This window comes from Arthrobacter sp. NPDC058192 (assembly GCF_042883665.1).
Classification (GTDB): domain Bacteria; phylum Actinomycetota; class Actinomycetes; order Actinomycetales; family Micrococcaceae; genus Arthrobacter.
Map to the genome: position 1 here is coordinate 42186 of NZ_JBHVVJ010000022.1, position 18619 is coordinate 60804.

The following is an 18619-nucleotide window of genomic DNA, read 5'->3' on the forward strand; positions in this document are numbered from 1 at the left end:
TGAACGGATGGTGTTGCCCGCGTGGCTAGGGGATCAGGATGACCTTGCCGGTGGTCCGGCGCTGTTCGAGGTCATCGTGGGCCCGGCCGGCCTCGGCGAGGGAATAGCGGGCGCCGATCCGGACCTTGAGGCTGCCCTCGGCAGCGGCGGCAAAGATCTCGTCGGAACGCCAGCGGCGTTCCCTGGCGTCGCGCAGGTAGTGGCCCATGGTCGGCCGCGTGAGGTAAAGGGAACCGCCGGCATTGAGCCGCTGCGGGTCGAACGGCGGGACCGGACCGGATGCCCCGCCGAACAGCACCAGCGTGCCCCGGATCCGCAGCGACGCCAGGGAGCCATCGAAGGTGTCTTTTCCGACGCCGTCGTACACGACGTCCGCGCCGGTGCCGCTCGTCAGGTCCCGGACGCGGTCCGCGAAACCGTCGTAGCGCAGCACGTGGTCGGCGCCGGCCGCAAGGGCCAGTTGCTCTTTTTCGTCCGAGGAAACCGTGGTGATGACCTTGGCCCCCTTGGCTTTGAGCAGCTGGATCAGGAGGAGGCCCACTCCGCCGGCGCCGGCATGCAGCAGCACGGTGTGGCCGGCCTCGACCTTGAAGGTGGAATTGATCAGGTAGTGCGCCGTCACGCCCTGCAGCGGCAGCGCCGCGGCGGTGAAATCGTCCAGGCCGTCCGGAACCGGGAGCGCCTTGTCTTCATCGACCAGGGCGTAGTCCGCGTAGCAGTCGATGCCCTCTGCGGTGGCCACCCGGTCGCCAGGGGCGAAGACAGTGACGCCGTCGCCGATCTCTTCGACGGTGCCTGAGGCCTCGGAGCCGGGGGTGAAGGGGTAGCTGACCTTGTAGACGCCGCTGCGCTTGTAGGTGTCGATGAAATTCACGCCCGCGGCCGCGACCTTGACCAGCAGCTGGCCCGGGCCCGGAACGGGACGGGCTGTTTCGTTGAACTCAAGGACCTCGGGCCCCCCGGCCCGGCCGGCGACAATTGCGTGCATCAGATGACTCCTCTTCCGGGCGGGGCTTCCTGTCCCGGTCCCTTCGACCATCCTAGGGACACCGGCGACAACCCTGAAGAGGCTGGCCGTAACCGGCCGTCACGTGATGCAGGGCCACGGGCGCGACTCCGCCGGGCGCAACCGCATGCATGCATAAATATCGGCATCTATGCATACTCTTGCTGTATAGTCGTTTCTATGACTATTTCTGTTGCCGTTTCCGGGGCGAGCGGTTATGCCGGCGGCGAGGTCCTGCGGCTCCTCGCCGGCCATCCCGACGTCACTATCGGGGCCATCACGGCCCACAGCAACGCCGGTTCCAGACTAGGGGAATTGCAGCCGCATCTCCATGGTCTCGCCGACCGGATCCTGGAAGAGACCAGTGTGGAAAACCTCGCTGGGCACGACGTCGTGTTCCTGGCATTGCCGCACGGGGCGTCCGCTGAGATCGCGGCCCAGCTGCCGGCCGGGACCGTGGTGATCGACGCAGGCGCGGACCACCGCCTCGAGGATGCGCAGGCCTGGGAGAAGTTTTACGGCTCGGCGCATGCCGGGACCTGGCCCTACGGACTCCCGGAACTGCCCGGGCAGCGCGACGCGCTCCGCGGCGCCACCCGGATCGCCGTCCCCGGCTGCTACCCGACCTCGGCCCTGCTGGCACTGACCCCCGGCTTCAGCAACGGTCTGGTGGAAGGCGACGACGTCGTGATCGTCGCGGCGTCCGGCACGTCCGGCGCCGGCAAGGCTGCCAAGGTCAATCTGATTGGCGCCGAGGTCATGGGCTCGATGAGCCCCTACGGAGTCGGCGGCGGACACCGCCACACCCCGGAGATCGAACAGGGGTTGTCCAAGGCCCTCGGCGCGCCCGTCACCGTCTCCTTCACGCCCACGCTGGCCCCGATGAGCCGGGGCATCCTCACCACGGCGACAGCCAAGGTCCGGCAGCAGCCAGGACGCAGCGTCACAGCGGCGCAGTTGCGCGAGGCCTGGTCCGATGCCTATGCCGAGGAGCCGTTCGTGCACCTGCTCCCGGAAGGCCAGTGGCCCACCACCAAATCCGTGCAGGGCTCCAACCACGCCGTCCTGCAGCTCGCCTTCGACGAGCACACCGGCCGCGTGATCGTGTGCTGCGCCATCGACAACCTGACCAAGGGGACCGCAGGCGGGGCCGTGCAGTCCATGAACATTGCCCTCGGCCTGGCGGAAACCGCCGGCCTCAACCTCCAGGGAGTCGCACCGTGAGCATCACCGCACCCAAGGGGTTCCGCGCCGCCGGGGTCACGGCGGGCCTCAAAGCCTCCGGAAACCCTGACCTGGCCCTCGTTGTCAACGACGGCCCGGCCAAAGCCGCCGCGGCGGTCTTCACGTCCAACCGCGTCGCCGCCGCCCCCGTGCACTGGTCCCGCGAGGTGGTCAAGGACGGGCGCGTGGACGCCGTCATCCTCAACTCGGGCGGCGCCAACGCCTGCACCGGACCCCAGGGCTTCCAGAACACGCACACCACCGCGGAAAAGACCGCCGAAGCGCTCGGCGTCTCCGCCACCGACGTCGTCGTTTGCTCCACTGGGCTGATCGGCGAGCAGCTGCCCATGGACAAGATCCTGGCCGGAATCGGCTCCGCCACCGCCGGCCTCGCCGCGGACGGCGGCCCCGCGGCCGCGACGGCAATCATGACCACGGACTCCGTGTCCAAGCAGGCCGTCTACACCGGCACGGATGCAGACGGCAACGAATTCACCATCGGCGGCATGGCCAAGGGCGCCGGGATGCTCGCCCCCGGGCTCGCCACCATGCTGGTGGTCCTCACCACTGACGCCGACGTCCAGCCGGAAATGCTCGACGTCGTGCTCCGGGATGCCACCCGTGTCACGTTTGACCGGGCAGACTCCGACGGCTGCATGTCCACCAACGACACCGTGGTGCTGCTGGCGTCCGGCGCGTCCGGCGTCGTGCCGTCCGCCGCCGAGTTCGGCGCGGGCCTGACCCAGGTCTGCGCCGAACTGGCCCGCAAGCTGATCGGCGACGCCGAGGGCGCCAGCCACGACATTTCGATCCGGACGTTCAACGCCGCCAGCGAGCGGGACGCTGAAGTGGTCAGCCGCGCCGTCGCCCGCTCCAACCTGTTCAAGACCGCAATCTTCGGCAAGGACCCCAACTGGGGCCGCGTGCTCTCCGCCGTCGGCACCACCGACGCGGCGTTCGAGCCGGACCAGCTGAACGTGTCCATGAACGGCGTGCAGATCTGCCGCAAAGGCAGCATCGGCGATGACCGCAACCTGGTGGACCTGGAACCCCGGGAGGTCCTTGTGGAAATCGACCTGCAGGCCGGGAAGGCCGAGGCCACGATCCTCACCAACGACCTCACCCACGACTACGTCCACGAAAACAGCGCCTACTCGAGCTAGTCCCTGAAAGGACGACCGGGAGGACGAACAGAAGGACGAACAGCATGAACACCCAGACACGCGAGACCACATCCATGGCCGACGCCGGGGACAAAGCAGCCACGCTGATCGAGGCGCTGCCCTGGATCCAGCGCTTTGCCGGCACCACCATGGTGATCAAGTACGGCGGCAACGCCATGATCAACGACAAGCTCCGCCGCGCCTTCGCCGAGGACGTCGTCTTCCTGCACCACGTCGGGATCCACCCGGTGGTGGTGCACGGCGGCGGCCCGCAGATCAACGCCATGCTCGGCCGGCTCGGAATCGAATCCGAATTCAAAGGCGGGCTGCGCGTCACCACGCCCGAGGCCATGGACGTGGTGCGGATGGTCCTCACCGGCCAGGTGGGACGCGAGCTCGTTGGCCTGATCAACTCCCACGGCCCGTACGCCGTCGGCATGTCCGGGGAGGACGGCGGCCTGCTCCGCGCTGTGCGCACCGGCACCGTGGTGGACGGCGAAGAGGTGGACCTGGGCCTGGTGGGCGAGGTGGTCGGGGTAAACCCGGAAGGCATCCTCGACATCGTGAACGCCGGCCGGATTCCGGTGATCTCCACCGTCGCCCCGGAAATCCACGACGACGGCACTGCGAACGCTTTGGAGGGCACGCAGCGCAGCCAGCGCGCGCAGACCACCGGCCAGGTCCTGAACGTCAACGCCGACACGGCCGCCGCCGCCGTGGCCGAAGCCCTCGGCGCATCCAAGCTCGTCATCCTCACGGACGTGGAGGGCCTGTACGCCAACTGGCCGGACCGGTCCTCGCTGATCTCCTCGCTGACGGTCTCGGAGCTCCGCGACCTGCTGCCGGGCCTGGAATCGGGCATGATCCCGAAAATGGAGGCCTGCCTGAAGGCCGTCGAGGGCGGCGTGGAACGAGCGCACATCGTGGACGGCAGGCTGCCGCATTCGATGCTGCTGGAAACCTTCACGACCGCGGGAATTGGCACCCAGGTCGTCCCGGACGAGGAAAGCAAATGAACCAGACCGAACTGAGCCAGCCCACCGAAACCCCCGCCGCTGCGGTGACCGCCGCAAGCGCGCTCGTTGGCCAAACCACCGGCGAACAGTGGCTCGCCCGCTACTCCTCCTCCCTGCTGGGTGTCTTCGGCACCCCGCAGCGCGTCCTGGTCCGCGGCGCCGGCTGCCTCGTGTGGGACGCCGACGGCAAGGAATACCTGGACCTGCTCGGCGGCATCGCGGTCAACGCCCTGGGCCACGCCCACCCCTTCGTCACCTCGGTGATCTCCAGCCAGCTGGCCACCCTGGGACACGTCTCCAATTTCTTCACCAGCCCCACCCAGATCGCCCTGGCCGAGAAGCTGCTGGAACTGTCCAAGGCGCCGGCCGGGTCCAAGGTGTTCTTCGCCAACTCCGGCACCGAGGCCGTCGAAGCGGCCTTCAAACTGGCGCGCCGGAATACCGGCGCCAGCCGGGATGGCGCCGGCCAGGAAGCTGGCCAGCCGCCGCGCACCAAGATCATCGCGCTCGAAGGCGCCTTCCACGGCCGCACCATGGGCGCCCTTGCCCTGACCTCCAAGGAGGCATACCGGGCACCGTTCGCGCCGCTGCCCGGCGGCGTCGTGCACATTCCCTTCGGTGACATCGAGGCCCTCCGCGCCGCCGTGGACGACACCACCGCCGCCGTCGTGCTCGAACCCATCCAGGGCGAGGCAGGGGTCCGCCCCCTGCCCGCCGGCTACCTCAAGGCTGCCCGCGAGGCCACCACCGCGGCCGGCGCCCTCCTGATCCTCGACGAGGTCCAGACCGGCATCGGCCGCACGGGCAAGTGGCTGGCCAGCGAGGACGCCGGAATCGTGCCCGACGCCGTGACCCTCGCCAAGGGCCTGGGCGGCGGCTTCCCGATCGGTGCCCTCGTGACCTTCGGGGCGGAAACATCCGCACTGCTGACCGCCGGCCAGCATGGGACCACCTTCGGCGGCAACCCGGTGGCCACCGCGGCCGCCCTCGCCACCCTGCACGTCCTTGAGAACCAGGATGTCCTGGCCCATGTCCGGGCGGTGGGGGAGCACCTGCGCGCCGGCCTTGCGGCAATCGACGGCGTGACCGAAGTCCGCGGCGAGGGTCTGCTGATCGGGTTCGACCTCGACGCCGACGTCGCCCCGGGCGTCGTTGCCGCCGGACTCGACGCCGGGTTCATCGTCAACAGCCCGGGCCAGCGCACCATCCGGCTGGCGCCGCCGCTGATCCTGGCCACCGGGCAGGCCGATGGTTTCCTGGCCGCGCTGCCCGCACTGCTCGAGACCGCCAAGAACAACGCTGCAAAGGACGCCCAGTGAGCGCATCAGTGACCACCCGCCACTTCCTCAAGGACACAGACCTCAGCCCGGCCGAACAGGCGGAGGTCCTGGACCTCGCTGTGCGGATGAAGGCCGCGCCGTACAGCGTGCAGCCCTTCGCCGCGGATGCCGGCGGCCGCAAGACCGTGGCCGTGATCTTTGACAAGACCTCCACCCGGACCAGGGTCTCCTTCGCCACCGGCATCGCGGACATGGGCGGCAATGCGCTCATCATCAACCCCGGCGAGGCGCAGATCGGCCACAAGGAGTCCGTCGAGGACACGGCCAAGGTCCTTGAGCGCATGGTGTCCACCATCGTGTGGCGCACCGGCGCGCATGCCGGCCTCGTCGCCATGGCCGCGAACTCGCGCGTGCCGGTCATCAACGCGCTGTGCGATGACTACCACCCGTGCCAGCTTCTTGCCGACCTGCTGACCGTCAAGGAACACAAGGGTGAACTCAAAGGCCTGACCATGGCGTACCTGGGCGACTCCGCCAACAACATGGCCAATTCCTACCTGCTGGCCGGCGTCACCGCGGGCATGCACGTCCGGATCGCGGGCCCGGAGGGGTACCTGCCGGACGCGGACATCGTCGCCGCCGCCGAGGACCGCGCGGCGGAGACCGGCGGCTCAGTGCTCGTGACAACCGACGCCGCCGAGGCGCTCCGCGGCGCCGACGTCGTCGCCACCGACACGTGGGTCTCCATGGGCCAGGAAGCGGAGAAGGAAGCGCGGATGAAGCTGTTCCGCGACTACTCCGTGGACGCCGATGCCATGAAGCTCGCGGCAACGGACGCCGTCGTGCTGCACTGCCTGCCGGCCTACCGCGGCTACGAGATCGCCGCAGACGTCATTGACGGCCCGCAGTCGGTGGTCTGGGACGAGGCCGAAAACCGGCTGCACGCCCAGAAGGCGCTCATGGCGTGGCTCATGCACCGTTCCGGCCTGGCTGTTGTTGACGGTCTCGCGCCGGTCGAGCCGCTGGGACCGGTTGATGGACCCGCTCCGGTGAACGGCCCGGCCTGATGTCCGCCCAGCCCGCCTCCCCGGGGGCCAGCCCGGCCACCAAGACGGCCCGGCAGGCACGGATCACCGCCATCCTGACCGGCGAATCGGTCCGGTCCCAGGCTGAGCTGGCGGCGCTGCTGGCGGACGACGGCGTCCAGGTCACCCAGGCCACGCTCTCCCGGGACCTCGTCGAACTCGGCGCCGTCCGGGTCCGCGGCAAGGACGGCGTGCTGGTCTACGCCGTCCCTGGCGAGGGCGGCGAACGGGCGGCCAAGAGCGGCGTCACCCAGGAAATCCTCGACGCCCGGCTGACCCGGCTGTGCGGGGAGCTCCTCGTCACGGCCGAGGCCTCGGCCAACCTGGTGGTGCTCAGGACTCCGCCGGGCGCCGCGAACTTCCTGGCCCTCGCGATCGATCACTCCGTGATGCCCTCGATCCTGGGCACCATCGCCGGGGACGACACTGTCCTGCTCGTCACCCGGGACCCCCTGGGCGGCCCGGACATCGCCGCACGCTTCCTGCAGTTCGCCGAGGAAGCCGGCCAATAGCCGCATCGCCAGCCCGTCAAGGGACCGGGAAGCACCGGGATTTTGTGACAGGCTTGCAAGCAAGATCAATGAACCAAACAACTAAGGAGCATGTGAAGTGACTGAGCGTATTGTTCTGGCCTACTCCGGTGGCCTGGATACTTCCGTAGCCATCGGCTGGATCGGTGAAGCCACCGGCGCCGAGGTCATCGCCGTAGCGGTCGACGTCGGACAGGGCGGCGAATCGCTGGAGACTATCCGCCAGCGCGCGCTGGGCTGCGGAGCCGTCGAAGCCTATGTGGCCGACGCGTCCGATGAGTTCGCCAACGAGTACTGCGTGCCCACGCTGAAGGCCAACGCCCTCTACCAGGGCCACTACCCGCTGGTCTCGGCCATCTCCCGCCCGGTGATCGTCAAGCACCTGGTCAAGGCCGCCCGCGAATTCGGCGCCACCACGGTGGCCCACGGCTGCACCGGCAAGGGCAACGACCAGGTCCGCTTCGAGGTGGGCATCCAGACCCTTGGCCCGGACCTGAAGTGCATCGCCCCGGTCCGCGACCTCGCCCTGACCCGTGACAAGGCGATCGCCTTCGCCGAGGAGAAGGGACTGCCGATCGAGACCACCAAGAAGAACCCGTACTCGATCGACCAGAACGTCTGGGGCCGCGCCGTCGAGACCGGCTACCTTGAGGACATCTGGAACGCGCCCACGAAGGACATCTACGACTACACCGCCACCCCGGAGTTCCCGCCGGCACCGGATGAGGCCACCATCTCCTTCGAAGCCGGCGTGCCCGTAGCGATCGACGGCGTCAAGGTCACCCCGCTGCAGGCCATCAAGGAACTCAACCGCCGCGCCGGCGCCCAGGGTGTCGGCCGGATCGACGTCGTCGAGGACCGCCTCGTCGGCATCAAGTCCCGCGAAATCTACGAGGCGCCAGGCGCCATGGCGCTGATCACCGCACACAAGCACCTCGAGGACATCACGATCGAGCGCGAGCAGGCCCGCTTCAAGGCCACCGTCGGCCAGCGCTGGGCCGAGCTGGTCTACGACGGCCAGTGGTTCTCCCCGCTCAAGCGCTCCCTCGACGCGTTCATCGAAGACACCCAGCGCTACGTCTCCGGCGATATCCGCATGGTCCTGCACGGCGGCCAGGCGATCGTCAACGGCCGCCGCTCCGAGACTTCGCTCTACGACTTCGATCTCGCCACGTACGACACCGGCGACACCTTCGACCAGTCCATGGCTCGCGGCTTCATCGAGCTGTGGGGCATGTCCGCCAAGGTGGCCTCCGGCCGCGACATCCGCGTCGCAGGAAAGTAGCCCTGTGGCTGAGCAGAAGTCGGAAGCCACCAACACGGGTGCGCTGTGGGGCGGCCGGTTCGCCGGCGGCCCCGCGGACGCCCTCGCCGCGCTGAGCAAGTCCACGCACTTCGACTGGCGGCTGGCCCGCTACGACATCGCCGGCTCGAAGGCGCACGCCCGTGTGCTGCACAAGGCCGGGCTGCTGGACGACGCCGAGCTCGAAGGCATGCTTGACGCCCTGGACCGGCTGGATGCGGACGTGGCAACTGGTGCGTACACGCCGGCTGAGTCCGACGAGGACGTGCACGGATCGCTGGAGCGCGGCCTGATCGAGCGCGCCGGCACCCAGCTGGGCGGCAAGCTCCGCGCCGGCCGGTCCCGCAACGACCAGGTGGCCACCCTGGGCCGGATGTTCCTGCGCGACCACGCCCGGATCATCGCCCGCGGTGTGCTGGTGACCATCGATGCGCTCGTGGAGCAGGCCAAGGCGCACCAGGGCGTGGCCATGCCCGGCCGCACCCACCTGCAGCACGCCCAGCCGGTCCTGCTCAGCCACCACCTGCTGGCCCACGCCTGGGCGCTGCTGCGCGACGTGCAGCGGCTCGCCGACTGGGACAAGCGCGCGGGTGTTTCGCCGTATGGCTCCGGGGCGCTTGCCGGGTCTTCCCTGGGCCTGGACCCGGAGGCTGTGGCCGCGGACCTGGGCTTCTTCTCGGCCGCGCACAACTCGATCGACGGCACCGCCTCCCGCGATGTCTTCGCCGAGTTCGCCTGGGTCACCGCCATGATCGGCGTTGACCTGTCCCGGGTCTCGGAGGAAGTGATCCTGTGGGCCACGAAGGAGTTCTCCTTTGTCACCCTGCACGATTCCTACTCCACGGGCTCCTCGATCATGCCGCAGAAGAAGAACCCGGACGTCGCCGAGCTCGCGCGCGGCAAGGCCGGCCGGCTGATCGGCAACCTCACGGGGCTCCTGGCCACGCTCAAGGGCCTGCCGCTCGCGTACAACCGCGACCTGCAGGAGGACAAGGAACCGGTCTTCGACGCCGCCGACACCCTGGAAGTCCTGCTTCCGGCCGTCTCCGGCATGATCGCGACCCTGACGTTCAACACCGAGCGGATGGAATCGCTGGCACCGCAGGGCTTTGCGCTGGCCACGGACATCGCCGAATGGCTCGTCCGGCAGGGCGTTCCGTTCCGCGAGGCGCACGAGCTGTCCGGCGCCGCGGTCAAGCAGGCCGAAAGCCGCGGCGTGGAGCTTTGGGACCTGACGGACGAGGAATACGCCGCGATCTCGGAGCACCTGACCCCGGAGGTCCGCACGGTCCTGTCCACCGAGGGTTCGCTCAACAGCCGCAACTCCCAGGGCGGCACGGCTCCAGCCGCCGTCGAACGCCAGCTGCTGGCGCTTGAAGCAGAGCTCGACACCGTGCGGGAGTACGCCGGCTAGCTTCCACACGCTCCCTCACCTCTTGCAGCGTTTCCGCCGACCCTCCTGCACTACTTGCAGGAGGGTCGGCGGATTTCCTGCCAAAGGTGAGAGAGCGTTGGGCTGCGGGATCCGGACCGGGACACCGCTGAGTTAATCGTGGTTAATCCGGTGGCTCGGTTAGGATGGGCGCCATGACCTCAATCACACCCGAAAACCTGCTGGATGAACTCCGCCGCGCCGCCGACGTCGTGACCGGAATCGCCGCGAAACTGGCGGAACAGGACATCAAGGCGCCATCGGGCCTGCCGGGCTGGAGCCGCGGGCATGTGCTTGCCCATATGTGCGGCATCGCCAACGCCATGGCCCGCCAGCTCGAATACGCCGCCCGCGGCGAGAGCATCGAGCTTTACGACGGCGGCTACGAGGGCCGCAACCGCGCCATCGAGATGGCTGCCGGACACGGCCTCGATGAGCACCGCGCCGACCTCGCCGCGGCGTTGGACAGGGCACTGCGTGCCTTCGGCTCCCTCGATGCGGCAGGCTGGCACGAGCCCATCAGCTACCGCGGGGGAGTGGTGTTCGACGGCGGCCTGGCGCTGTGGCGCGAACTTGTCATCCACGCCACCGATCTCGGCACCGGCCGCGGGCCGGAAGCCTGGAGCCGGCCGTTCTGCGAGCACCTCTTCGACTTCCTGGCCGCCCGGGTACCTGAAGGCCAGCGCTTTGTGCTCCAGCCGCTCGGCCTGCCTGCGGCAGCAATCGGTAGCGGCGGCAAATCGACGGTGATCAGCGGCATGGTCACAGACATTGCCGCGTGGCTGGCCGGCCGCACGCCGACGCTTGGCAGCCTGCGCGCCACCGCCGCGGCCGACGGCGTCGACCTTCCCGAACTGCTGCCCTGGCCTGCCGGAGTGCCCGCCAACAAGTGAGGACGGACAGCCTCGGTGGGCGGTTTAGGGCCGCGCCGCCGCGAGGGCCGCTTCGCGTTCCCGCTCCAGCAGGCTGCCCTTGACGGCCAGGCCCCAGCGGAAGCCGCCCAGCGTCCCGTCGGTGCGGATCACTCGATGGCATGGCACAAACAGGGCCGCCGCGTTGAAGGCGCAGGCACTGGCCGCCGCGCGGACGGCCTTGGCATTGCCGGACAGCTGCGCATACTCGGTGTAGGTCACCGGGCGCCCGGGGGCGACGGTGCGTAGCACGTCCCATGCGTGGCTGCGGAAAACGCCTGACTTCTGCAGCACAGGCACCCCCATGGCCGGCTCCGGATTCCCGGAGTAGAACGCCTCCACAGCCTCAGAGATGGCGCCGAGTCCTCCGACGGTCTCGAATTCTGCCGGCAGCAGGTCAGGGTGGATCTGGCCGGTCAGCTCGCCGGGGTGGGCGGTCCAGCCGGAGGACAGGACGGCCCCGTCCCGGGCAATGATGGTGAATGGCCCGTCCGGGGTGGACATGGTCAACAACTGTGCTTTCATGGCTTCGCTTTCTTTTGCGTCTGCGTCGGGAGAGAAGATGGTCTGCGCGCCGCGGCCTGCGCCGCCGCGGCCGCGCGCCAGAGATGCATCGTCGCGTAGGAGCGCCACGGACTGACCTCACGGAAATCGGGGGTCAGCACGGCGTTCCCCGTGGTCGGAGCGAGCGACCGGATGCCGTTGCGGATCGCGGCATCGTTGGCGAGGAACACGTCCGGGGCGCCGATGACCCGCATCGCGACGTATCCCACCGTCCACGGCCCGACGCCGGCAAGCGGCAGGAGCTTCGCCTCCAGCCCGCGGACGTCATCGCCGTAGCCAAAGTCCAGGTCCCCCGAGGCCATCGCCGCCGCGGCGCCGCGGACGGAATCAATCCGCCGCTGCGGGCCGTGGAGCAGTTCGAAGCCGGTCTCCGCGATCTGGGCGGCCGTGGGGAACAGCCGGTGGAGGCCGTCCGCCGGCACCAGGCTTTCGCTCCCGGCCGCGGAGAGCTGAACCAGCGCGGTGCGCGCGGCGGCCACCGTGATTTGCTGGCCGATCATGGCCCGGATGAGGAGCTCCTGCGGATCAACGGCGCCGGGCATCCGCATGCCCGGCGTACTGGCAACCGCCGCGGCCAGGCGGGGATCGCCGCCCAGGGCCGCATCTATGGCGACGGGATCGGCGTCGAGGTCCAGCAGGCGCCGGACCCGGCTCAGCAGCGAGGCGAGGTCCCTCAGGTCGACGGCGCCGATGGTCAGCACCAGCGGGCGTCCGGCCGCGCCGGCGTCATAATCCACCCGGAAGCGGGCATCGCCGTGGCTCAGCCGCAGGGTCCGGGCATAAGAACTCGACGTCCCTTCCTCGATCCCCGCGATGGCGCGGACGGCGAGGAAATCGAACACGCCGGGATCGAACGGTTCCCGGTACGGAAGATTGAGGGTGAGCGCCGTGGCCGCCGCGGGCGCGTGGTGATGCCGCGCGGTGGCCCGGAGCGCGGAGGGCGTCATGGCGAACACTTCGCCGATGGTGTCGTTGAACTGGCGCACGCTGCTGAAGCCGGCGGCGAACGCGATGTCCGACGCCTTCATGGCCGTTGAGACCAACAGGGTGCGGGCAGTCTGGGCGCGGCTGGCTCGTGCCAGGGACAGCGGACCGGCCCCGAGTTCGTGGCTGAGGATCCGGTTGAGCTGGCGCGAGGAGTAGCCCAGCCGGGCGGCGAGGCCCTCGACGCCGTCCCGGTTGATGACGCCGTCGTTGATGAGCCGCATGGCGCGGCCGGCGACGTCCGAGCGCACGTTCCAGGCCGGCGTGCCGGGCACGGCCTCCGGAAGGCACCGCTTGCAGGCCCGGTACCCGGCGTCGTGCGCGGCGGCCGAGGTCTCATAGAACGTGACGTTGTCCGCCTTCGGCGTCCGGGCCGGGCACGAGGGCCGGCAGTAAATCCCGGTGGTCCGGACAGCGGTGTAGAACTGCCCGTCGAAACGGGTGTCGCGGGCATCGATCGCCCGGTAGCGCTGCCAAAAGTCCATGACCCCATCCTGCCAGCTTCCCGGAGGACCTGCTAGCGGAATTCGGACATGGCCGTAGGGTGTCCCGCGGGTGTTTGTTAAAGTCTGAGGATGACTTCCACCCCGCTTCCTGCCCGTACAGGGGCGCAGCCGGGCACCGGCGCAGGGGCGCAGCCGGGCACGTCGGTGCCGATCCGGGAGCTGCTCTCGGGGGATGCCCGGCACGTCGCGCCGCTGCTGCTCGGAGCCGTGCTGACGCATCAGGGGCGTGACGGGTCGGTCTCGGTGCGGATCACCGAGATCGAGGCGTACCTTGGTCCGCATGATTCGCTGTATCCCGACCCGGGCTCCCACACTTTCCGTGGCCAGACGCCGCGCAACGCGCCGATGTTCGGCCCGGCCGGCCACCTCTACGTCTACTTCACGTACGGCATGCACCACTGCGCCAATATCGTCTGCGGGCCCGACGGCGTCGCGTCCGGGCTGCTGCTCCGGGCCGGCGAAATTGTCGCCGGGCACGAACTGGCCAGGAAGAGACGCCCGACGTCGAAATCGGACAACGACCTCGCGAGCGGACCGGCCCGGTTGGCCACCGCGCTGGGGCTGACGACGGCGGACAGCGGGCGGGATGCCCTCGCGGCGCCGTTCCGGCTGGAGCTGCCCGCCGCCGGAGGCGCCGCGGCCGCCGCGGACGTCAGCTCAGGCCCGCGCGTCGGTGTCGCCGGCGCCGGCGGCAGCCACGACTACCCGTGGCGGTTCTGGCTCAGCGGTGACCCGACGGTGTCCCGCTACAAGGCAGCAAAGGCGCGAAAGGCGTAGCCGGGGCGGCCATCCGCCGGGCCTGAAGCGGACCGAAAGGCCGCCGGCGAGTAGGGTGGATGCGTGAATCCAAGCGAGCCGAACCAGATCCAGACAGCCAAACCGGTGGATGAGCTGATCAGCAGCCTGTGCGCCACCGTTCCGGACTATCCCAAACCCGGAATCAGTTTCAAGGACCTGACGCCGGTCTTCGCCGACGGGGCGGCACTGAAGGCCGTGGTCAACGCCCTGCTCGAACCGTTCGAGGGCCAGTTCGACGCCGTCGCCGGGGTGGAAGCCCGCGGCTTCCTGCTGGCCGCGGCTGCCGCCTACGCCACCGGAACCGGCGTCATCACGGTCCGGAAGGCCGGCAAGCTGCCCCGCGATGTCGTCTCCGAGGACTACGCCCTGGAATACGGCACCGCCACCCTCGAGCTGCACAAGACCGATCTCGCTCCGGGCAGTCGCGTGCTGATCCTCGACGACGTGCTCGCGACCGGCGGCACGCTCGGCGCCGCAGCACGGCTGTTCGAACGGTGCGGCATCCAGGTGGCAGGTGTCGGCGTCGTTCTGGAACTCGACGAACTGGGCGGTCGCGCCGCCCTGACCGGCCACAACGTCCGGTCGCTGCTGCGCCTGTAGGCGGAACTGGAACTGGAACTGCCCGCTGGATCATTTAGGCCGTGTCGGTAGAATTCCCTGACGAAGACTGCCTTCGCAATGTTCGACGGACATTAACCGTTACGTCTATCGAATAGCTGTAGAATGGTAGGTCTGTCTTTTTCGATAGGGGAACGTTCGATGCACGACGCTGATTTGGCCCATGAACGCGACTACGTCGCCGGACTTTACGCCCGGCTCGATGAGTTGCGGGCAGAGAAGCGCGCCCAGCTTGCCCAGGTGCGCCGTGCCGGTGCTGTCGGCACCATGCAGAACGTGTCCGAGCGCGATGCCTTCGCGGCACTGTATGAGGACCGTCTCGCCCAGCTCGACGCCGTCGATGACCGCCTTGTCTTCGGCCGTCTGGACCTGGACTCCGGGGAAGCCCGGTACATCGGCCGCATCGGGTTGACCACCGAGGATCTGCAACGGCTCATGGTGGACTGGCGCGCGCCCGAGGCCGGCCATTTTTATCAGGCCACCGCCTTTGACCGGCAGGGCGTGCGCCGCCGCCGTCACCTGATCCTTCAGGGCCGCGAGGTCAAAGCCATAGAAGATGACGTGCTCGACGCCGGCTTGCTCGCCGACAGTGATTCCCTCCAAGGCGAAGGCGCCCTGCTCGCTGCCCTCAACTCCAAGCGCACCGGCCGGATGTCAGACATTGTCGGCACCATCCAGTCCGAGCAGGACCGGATCATCCGGTCCTCGATCTCCGGTGCACTGGTGGTCCAGGGCGGACCGGGAACCGGCAAGACTGCGGTAGCCCTGCACCGTGCCGCCTACCTGCTCTACACGCACCGGGACCGGCTCAAGAGCGCCGGCGTCCTGCTGGTGGGGCCGACGACGTCCTTCATGAAGTACATCGAACGCGTGTTGCCCTCGCTCGGCGAGACCGGCGTCGTAATGGCGAGCCTGGGCCGGCTCCTGCCGGGCATCAGCGCCATTGCCGAACCGGATCCCGCCGTCGCCGCCATCAAGGGCCGGCTGGACATGGCCGAGGTCGTGGCCAACGCGGTGGCCAACCGGCAGCGCATTCCGGCAGCGAACCGGATCCTGGAGGTGGACGGCCGCAAGCTGGTCCTCACGCCACGGCAAGTCCGCCGAGCCAAGGAAAAGGCCCGCGCCACGGGCAAGCCGCACAACGAGGCCCGCGTTTCGTTCGTCAAGATCCTGCTCCGTGAACTGACCGAGCAGATGACGGAGCTGGTGGAAGCCGGCAACATCGGCAACAACGCTGACCGCTCCTACCTGGCCGAGGACGTCCGCTCCGCCCGGGACGTGCGGATTGCCCTGAACTTGTGCTGGATGCCGATGACCCCGGAGAAGCTTGTGGGGGAGCTGCTGAGCAAGCCCGCGATCCTCGAGGCGTGCACACCGAATCTCAGCCCGGAGGAACGCGCGCTGCTGCTCCGGCCGGCCGGTTCGCCCTGGACGGAGTCCGACGTCCCCCTTCTGGATGAGGCCGCCGAACTGCTCGGCGAGCTCGACGCCGCCGCCGGGCGCGGCCTGGCGCAGCAGGAACAAGACCGTGCCCGCGACCTGGCCAACGCCAAGCAGACCCTGGTCAACATGGAAACGGCCGGCGTGGACGCCCTCTTCACCGCAGAGGAGTTGGTGGACCAGAACCAGGAGCGGGAGTCGCGGCTGACCGCTGCCGAGCGTGCCAGTACCGACCGCACCTGGGCCTTTGGGCACATCGTGGTGGACGAGGCGCAGGAGTTGTCGCCCATGCAGTGGCGGCTGCTGGTGCGCCGGTGCCCGCTGAAGTCGTTTACGATCGTGGGCGACATCGCCCAGACGAGCTCGGTGGCCGGCGCCAACTCCTGGCACAGCGCGCTGGCCCCGATGTTCGGCGAACGCTGGCAGCTTGAGGAACTCACCGTCAACTACCGCACGCCGTCCCAGATCGCGGAGGCCGCCGCCCGGATGGCTAACGCGGCCGGCCTGGTGGTTTCGGCGCCCAAGGCCGTCCGGAAGGGACGCTGGTCCCCGGTCATCGACCGTGTGGACAAGGACCAGATCGTCAAGAAGCTGGTCGATGTGCTGCCGGAAGAACTGGAGGCCATCGAGGGCGGCCTGCTGGCGGTCATCGCCGACGGCGAGCTGCTCCCCGAGGCCAACGCGGCGCTCCGGGCCGTGTACGGCCACCGCGTCGGGACCGGAGCCGGGAGCTACGCACAGGACATCGTCGCGATCAGCCCCCGCGAGGCCAAGGGTCTGGAGTTCGACGGCGTCGTGGTTCTGGAACCGACGGCCATGCTCAACCACGAGCACGGCCGGGTGGGGGACCTGTACGTGGCCATGACCAGGCCCACGCAGCGCCTGCGGCTCATCGCCGCTTCCGGCGTCCCCACCGGCATCGAGGAGTAGGGCCGGGCCCTGGCCGGTGCTGTTCCGTCCGCGGGGCTGTCGGCGGTGGTGCCGGGCCGGTGTCACCTGCACGGCGGTTTCGCCGATCCTGCTAACTTAGATTCCGTGTCCCAGCTAAATATTCTCGATGCCCAGCAGAACGATCCCAGCTTCGCCAATATCTGGCAGGAGCTGAAATGGCGCGGCCTAGTCCACGTCTCCACGGATGAGGCGGAGCTTGAGAAGCTCCTCGCCGGTGACCCCGTGACGTATTACTGCGGCTTCGACCCGACGGCGCCGAGCCTCCACCTGGGCAACCTGGTCCAGCTGCTGCTCATGCGCCGGATCCAGCTGGCCGGCCACAAGCCCCTCGGTCTGGTCGGCGGCTCCACCGGGTTGATCGGGGATCCGCGCCCGACGGCGGAACGCACCCTCAACACCAAGGACACCGTTTCCGAATGGGTGGGATACCTGCAGGCGCAGGTCCGCCGTTTCCTCAGCTTCGAGGGCGACAACGCGGCCCGGATGGTCAACAACCTGGACTGGACGGCCCCGCTGAGCGCCATCGACTTCCTGCGCGAAATCGGCAAGCACTTCCGGGTCGGCACCATGCTCCGCAAGGACGCCGTCGCATCGCGCCTGGGCTCTGACGAAGGCATCAGCTACACGGAGTTCAGCTACCAGATCCTGCAGGGCATGGACTACCTCCAGCTGTTCCGCGACTACGGCTGCATGCTGCAGACCGGTGGCTCGGACCAGTGGGGCAACCTCACCAGCGGCACCGAATTGATCCGCAAAGTTGAGGGCAAACATGTCCATGCGCTGGGCACTCCGCTCATCACGAACGCCGACGGCACCAAATTCGGCAAGAGCGAGGGCAACGCGATCTGGCTGGACCCCGCGATGTGCAGCCCGTACGCCTTCTACCAGTTCTGGCTTAACACGGCGGACGCCGATGTCGCGGCCCGCCTCAAGGTGTTCACGTTCCTGAGCCGTGCCGAGATTGAGGTCCTCGAGGTCTCCGTTGCTGAGCGGCCGTTCGCCCGGGAAGGCCAGCGGAAGCTCGCCTACGAGGTGACCTCTCTTGTCCACGGTGTGGATGCCACGGAGAAGGTCATTGCGGCCTCGGCTGCCGTGTTCGGCAACGGCGATCTCTCCGTGCTGGATGAAGCCACCTTGAAGGCGGCGACGTCCGAGCTGCCGTCCGCCACCGTCGAAGCCGGCGACCTGGGCATCATCGAACTGCTGGTGGCCTCGGGCCTGTCCGAAAGCAAGTCCGCCGCCCGCCGCACGGTCGGCGAAGGCGGTGCGTATGTGAATAATGCGAAGGTGACAGATCCCGACGCCGTCGTTGCTTCGAGCTCGTTGCTGCATGGCCGCTACTTGCTGCTGCGACGCGGCAAGAAGAATCTGGCCACGGTGCAGGTCTCCGGGGCCTGACCCGTCCCTGAACCGTCATCTGCACGCCTCTCCCCGTCCGATTTGCGCGGCCGGGGAGGGGCGTGTATTGTTTTTTGAGTCGCCGCCGCTGAGCGGTGACAACCCCCAACTAATGAGAAGCAATTGTCCATGCGCTAGGCGCGGATAATGGAAATTGCTTCCTTTGCGCTGGGCGGATTCGCTCCGCAAGGCGAATTTCCGGTGAAAATCGTGAATTTGCAAAGCGGAAATGAATGAAATAAGCTGTAAACATCGCAGCGAAGAAAAGCGAAATAAAGAATTCAGTAAAGTGAATTGTTTCGGCAAGTATTCGAATGTGTCTGTTGTTTGAGAACTCAATAGTGTGCCAAGTTTGTTGATACCAATTTATTATGGATTGGTTGTTTTGCCGGGCCCGTCACCCCGTGTCG

16 protein-coding genes are annotated in these 18619 nt (G+C 68.3%); 13 read left to right on the top strand and 3 right to left on the bottom strand.

Annotation, left to right across the window (positions count from 1 at the left end):
- Window positions 1-25 precede the first annotated feature (25 nt).
- Window positions 26-991, bottom strand: coding sequence for a quinone oxidoreductase family protein (locus ACFVVK_RS19045; protein ID WP_390270626.1), 966 nt, complete (start codon window positions 989-991; stop codon window positions 26-28).
- A gap of 195 nt (window positions 992-1186) precedes the next feature.
- Between ACFVVK_RS19045 and argC the strand changes: the two genes are divergently transcribed.
- The 9 genes from argC (at window position 1187) to ACFVVK_RS19090 (ending at window position 10932) form a co-directional block, all read left to right on the top strand.
- Window positions 1187-2230 (top strand): N-acetyl-gamma-glutamyl-phosphate reductase, encoded by a 1044-nt coding sequence (gene argC / locus ACFVVK_RS19050; RefSeq protein WP_390270578.1) that lies wholly within the window; start codon window positions 1187-1189, stop codon window positions 2228-2230.
- A complete protein-coding gene (gene argJ / locus ACFVVK_RS19055) occupies window positions 2227-3393 on the top strand; it encodes a bifunctional glutamate N-acetyltransferase/amino-acid acetyltransferase ArgJ (RefSeq protein WP_390270580.1) in 1167 nt (388 codons plus the stop codon). Before argC ends, argJ begins: the two co-directional genes overlap by 4 nt.
- A gap of 44 nt (window positions 3394-3437) precedes the next feature.
- A complete protein-coding gene (argB, locus tag ACFVVK_RS19060; protein WP_390270583.1) occupies window positions 3438-4409 on the top strand; it encodes an acetylglutamate kinase in 972 nt (323 codons plus the stop codon).
- Window positions 4406-5728 (top strand): acetylornithine transaminase, encoded by a 1323-nt coding sequence (locus tag ACFVVK_RS19065; protein ID WP_390270586.1) that lies wholly within the window; start codon window positions 4406-4408, stop codon window positions 5726-5728. Before argB ends, ACFVVK_RS19065 begins: the two co-directional genes overlap by 4 nt.
- Window positions 5725-6756, top strand: a complete 1032-nt coding sequence (argF, locus tag ACFVVK_RS19070; protein WP_390270589.1) for an ornithine carbamoyltransferase — start codon at window positions 5725-5727, stop codon at window positions 6754-6756. Before ACFVVK_RS19065 ends, argF begins: the two co-directional genes overlap by 4 nt.
- Window positions 6756-7286 (top strand): arginine repressor, encoded by a 531-nt coding sequence (locus ACFVVK_RS19075; RefSeq protein ID WP_090956491.1) that lies wholly within the window; start codon window positions 6756-6758, stop codon window positions 7284-7286. The genes argF and ACFVVK_RS19075 overlap by 1 nt, the downstream gene beginning before the upstream one ends.
- Before the next feature lie 97 nt (window positions 7287-7383).
- A complete protein-coding gene (locus ACFVVK_RS19080) occupies window positions 7384-8589 on the top strand; it encodes an argininosuccinate synthase (RefSeq protein WP_390270592.1) in 1206 nt (401 codons plus the stop codon).
- A 4-nt stretch (window positions 8590-8593) separates the two neighbouring features.
- Window positions 8594-10021 (top strand): argininosuccinate lyase, encoded by a 1428-nt coding sequence (argH, locus tag ACFVVK_RS19085; protein WP_390270595.1) that lies wholly within the window; start codon window positions 8594-8596, stop codon window positions 10019-10021.
- A 173-nt stretch (window positions 10022-10194) separates the two neighbouring features.
- A complete protein-coding gene (locus ACFVVK_RS19090) occupies window positions 10195-10932 on the top strand; it encodes a maleylpyruvate isomerase family mycothiol-dependent enzyme (RefSeq protein ID WP_390270598.1) in 738 nt (245 codons plus the stop codon).
- Between the two features lie 24 nt (window positions 10933-10956).
- On the opposite strand, the gene ACFVVK_RS19095 is transcribed toward ACFVVK_RS19090, so the two are convergent.
- Both ACFVVK_RS19095 and ACFVVK_RS19100 read right to left on the bottom strand, forming a co-directional pair.
- Window positions 10957-11475: a methylated-DNA--[protein]-cysteine S-methyltransferase gene (locus ACFVVK_RS19095; protein ID WP_390270601.1), complete on the bottom strand. Its 519-nt coding sequence runs from the start codon at window positions 11473-11475 to the stop codon at window positions 10957-10959.
- The gene (locus tag ACFVVK_RS19100; RefSeq protein WP_390270604.1) at window positions 11472-12983 is read right to left on the bottom strand and encodes an AlkA N-terminal domain-containing protein; all 1512 of its coding nucleotides are present in this window, start codon (window positions 12981-12983) and stop codon (window positions 11472-11474) included. The genes ACFVVK_RS19095 and ACFVVK_RS19100 overlap by 4 nt, the downstream gene beginning before the upstream one ends.
- A gap of 90 nt (window positions 12984-13073) precedes the next feature.
- Between ACFVVK_RS19100 and ACFVVK_RS19105 the strand changes: the two genes are divergently transcribed.
- The 4 genes from ACFVVK_RS19105 to tyrS all read left to right on the top strand — a co-directional run bounded on the left by ACFVVK_RS19105 (window position 13074) and on the right by tyrS (window position 18209).
- Complete coding sequence (locus tag ACFVVK_RS19105) at window positions 13074-13781, top strand: DNA-3-methyladenine glycosylase (RefSeq protein WP_390270608.1); 708 nt, start codon at window positions 13074-13076, stop codon at window positions 13779-13781.
- 63 nt (window positions 13782-13844) lie between these two features.
- The gene (locus ACFVVK_RS19110) at window positions 13845-14402 is read left to right on the top strand and encodes an adenine phosphoribosyltransferase (protein ID WP_390270611.1); all 558 of its coding nucleotides are present in this window, start codon (window positions 13845-13847) and stop codon (window positions 14400-14402) included.
- A 159-nt stretch (window positions 14403-14561) separates the two neighbouring features.
- The gene (locus ACFVVK_RS19115; protein ID WP_390270614.1) at window positions 14562-16790 is read left to right on the top strand and encodes a HelD family protein; all 2229 of its coding nucleotides are present in this window, start codon (window positions 14562-14564) and stop codon (window positions 16788-16790) included.
- Window positions 16791-16895: 105 nt separating this feature from the next.
- Complete coding sequence (gene tyrS / locus ACFVVK_RS19120) at window positions 16896-18209, top strand: tyrosine--tRNA ligase (protein WP_390270617.1); 1314 nt, start codon at window positions 16896-16898, stop codon at window positions 18207-18209.
- Window positions 18210-18619 lie beyond the last annotated feature (410 nt).

Bases quoted from the DNA above. Each gene is read 5' to 3' on its own strand.
- argC (WP_390270578.1), top strand. From the start codon at position 1,187: ATGACTATTTCTGTTGCCGTTTCCGGGGCGAGCGGTTATGCCGGCGGC.
- argB (WP_390270583.1), top strand. From the start codon at position 3,438: ATGAACACCCAGACACGCGAGACCACATCCATGGCCGACGCCGGGGAC.
- ACFVVK_RS19065 (WP_390270586.1), top strand. From the start codon at position 4,406: ATGAACCAGACCGAACTGAGCCAGCCCACCGAAACCCCCGCCGCTGCG.
- ACFVVK_RS19075 (WP_090956491.1), top strand. From the start codon at position 6,756: ATGTCCGCCCAGCCCGCCTCCCCGGGGGCCAGCCCGGCCACCAAGACG.
- ACFVVK_RS19090 (WP_390270598.1), top strand. From the start codon at position 10,195: ATGACCTCAATCACACCCGAAAACCTGCTGGATGAACTCCGCCGCGCC.
- ACFVVK_RS19095 (WP_390270601.1), bottom strand. From the start codon at position 11,475: ATGAAAGCACAGTTGTTGACCATGTCCACCCCGGACGGGCCATTCACC.
- ACFVVK_RS19100 (WP_390270604.1), bottom strand. From the start codon at position 12,983: ATGGACTTTTGGCAGCGCTACCGGGCGATCGATGCCCGCGACACCCGT.
- ACFVVK_RS19105 (WP_390270608.1), top strand. From the start codon at position 13,074: ATGACTTCCACCCCGCTTCCTGCCCGTACAGGGGCGCAGCCGGGCACC.
- ACFVVK_RS19115 (WP_390270614.1), top strand. From the start codon at position 14,562: ATGCACGACGCTGATTTGGCCCATGAACGCGACTACGTCGCCGGACTT.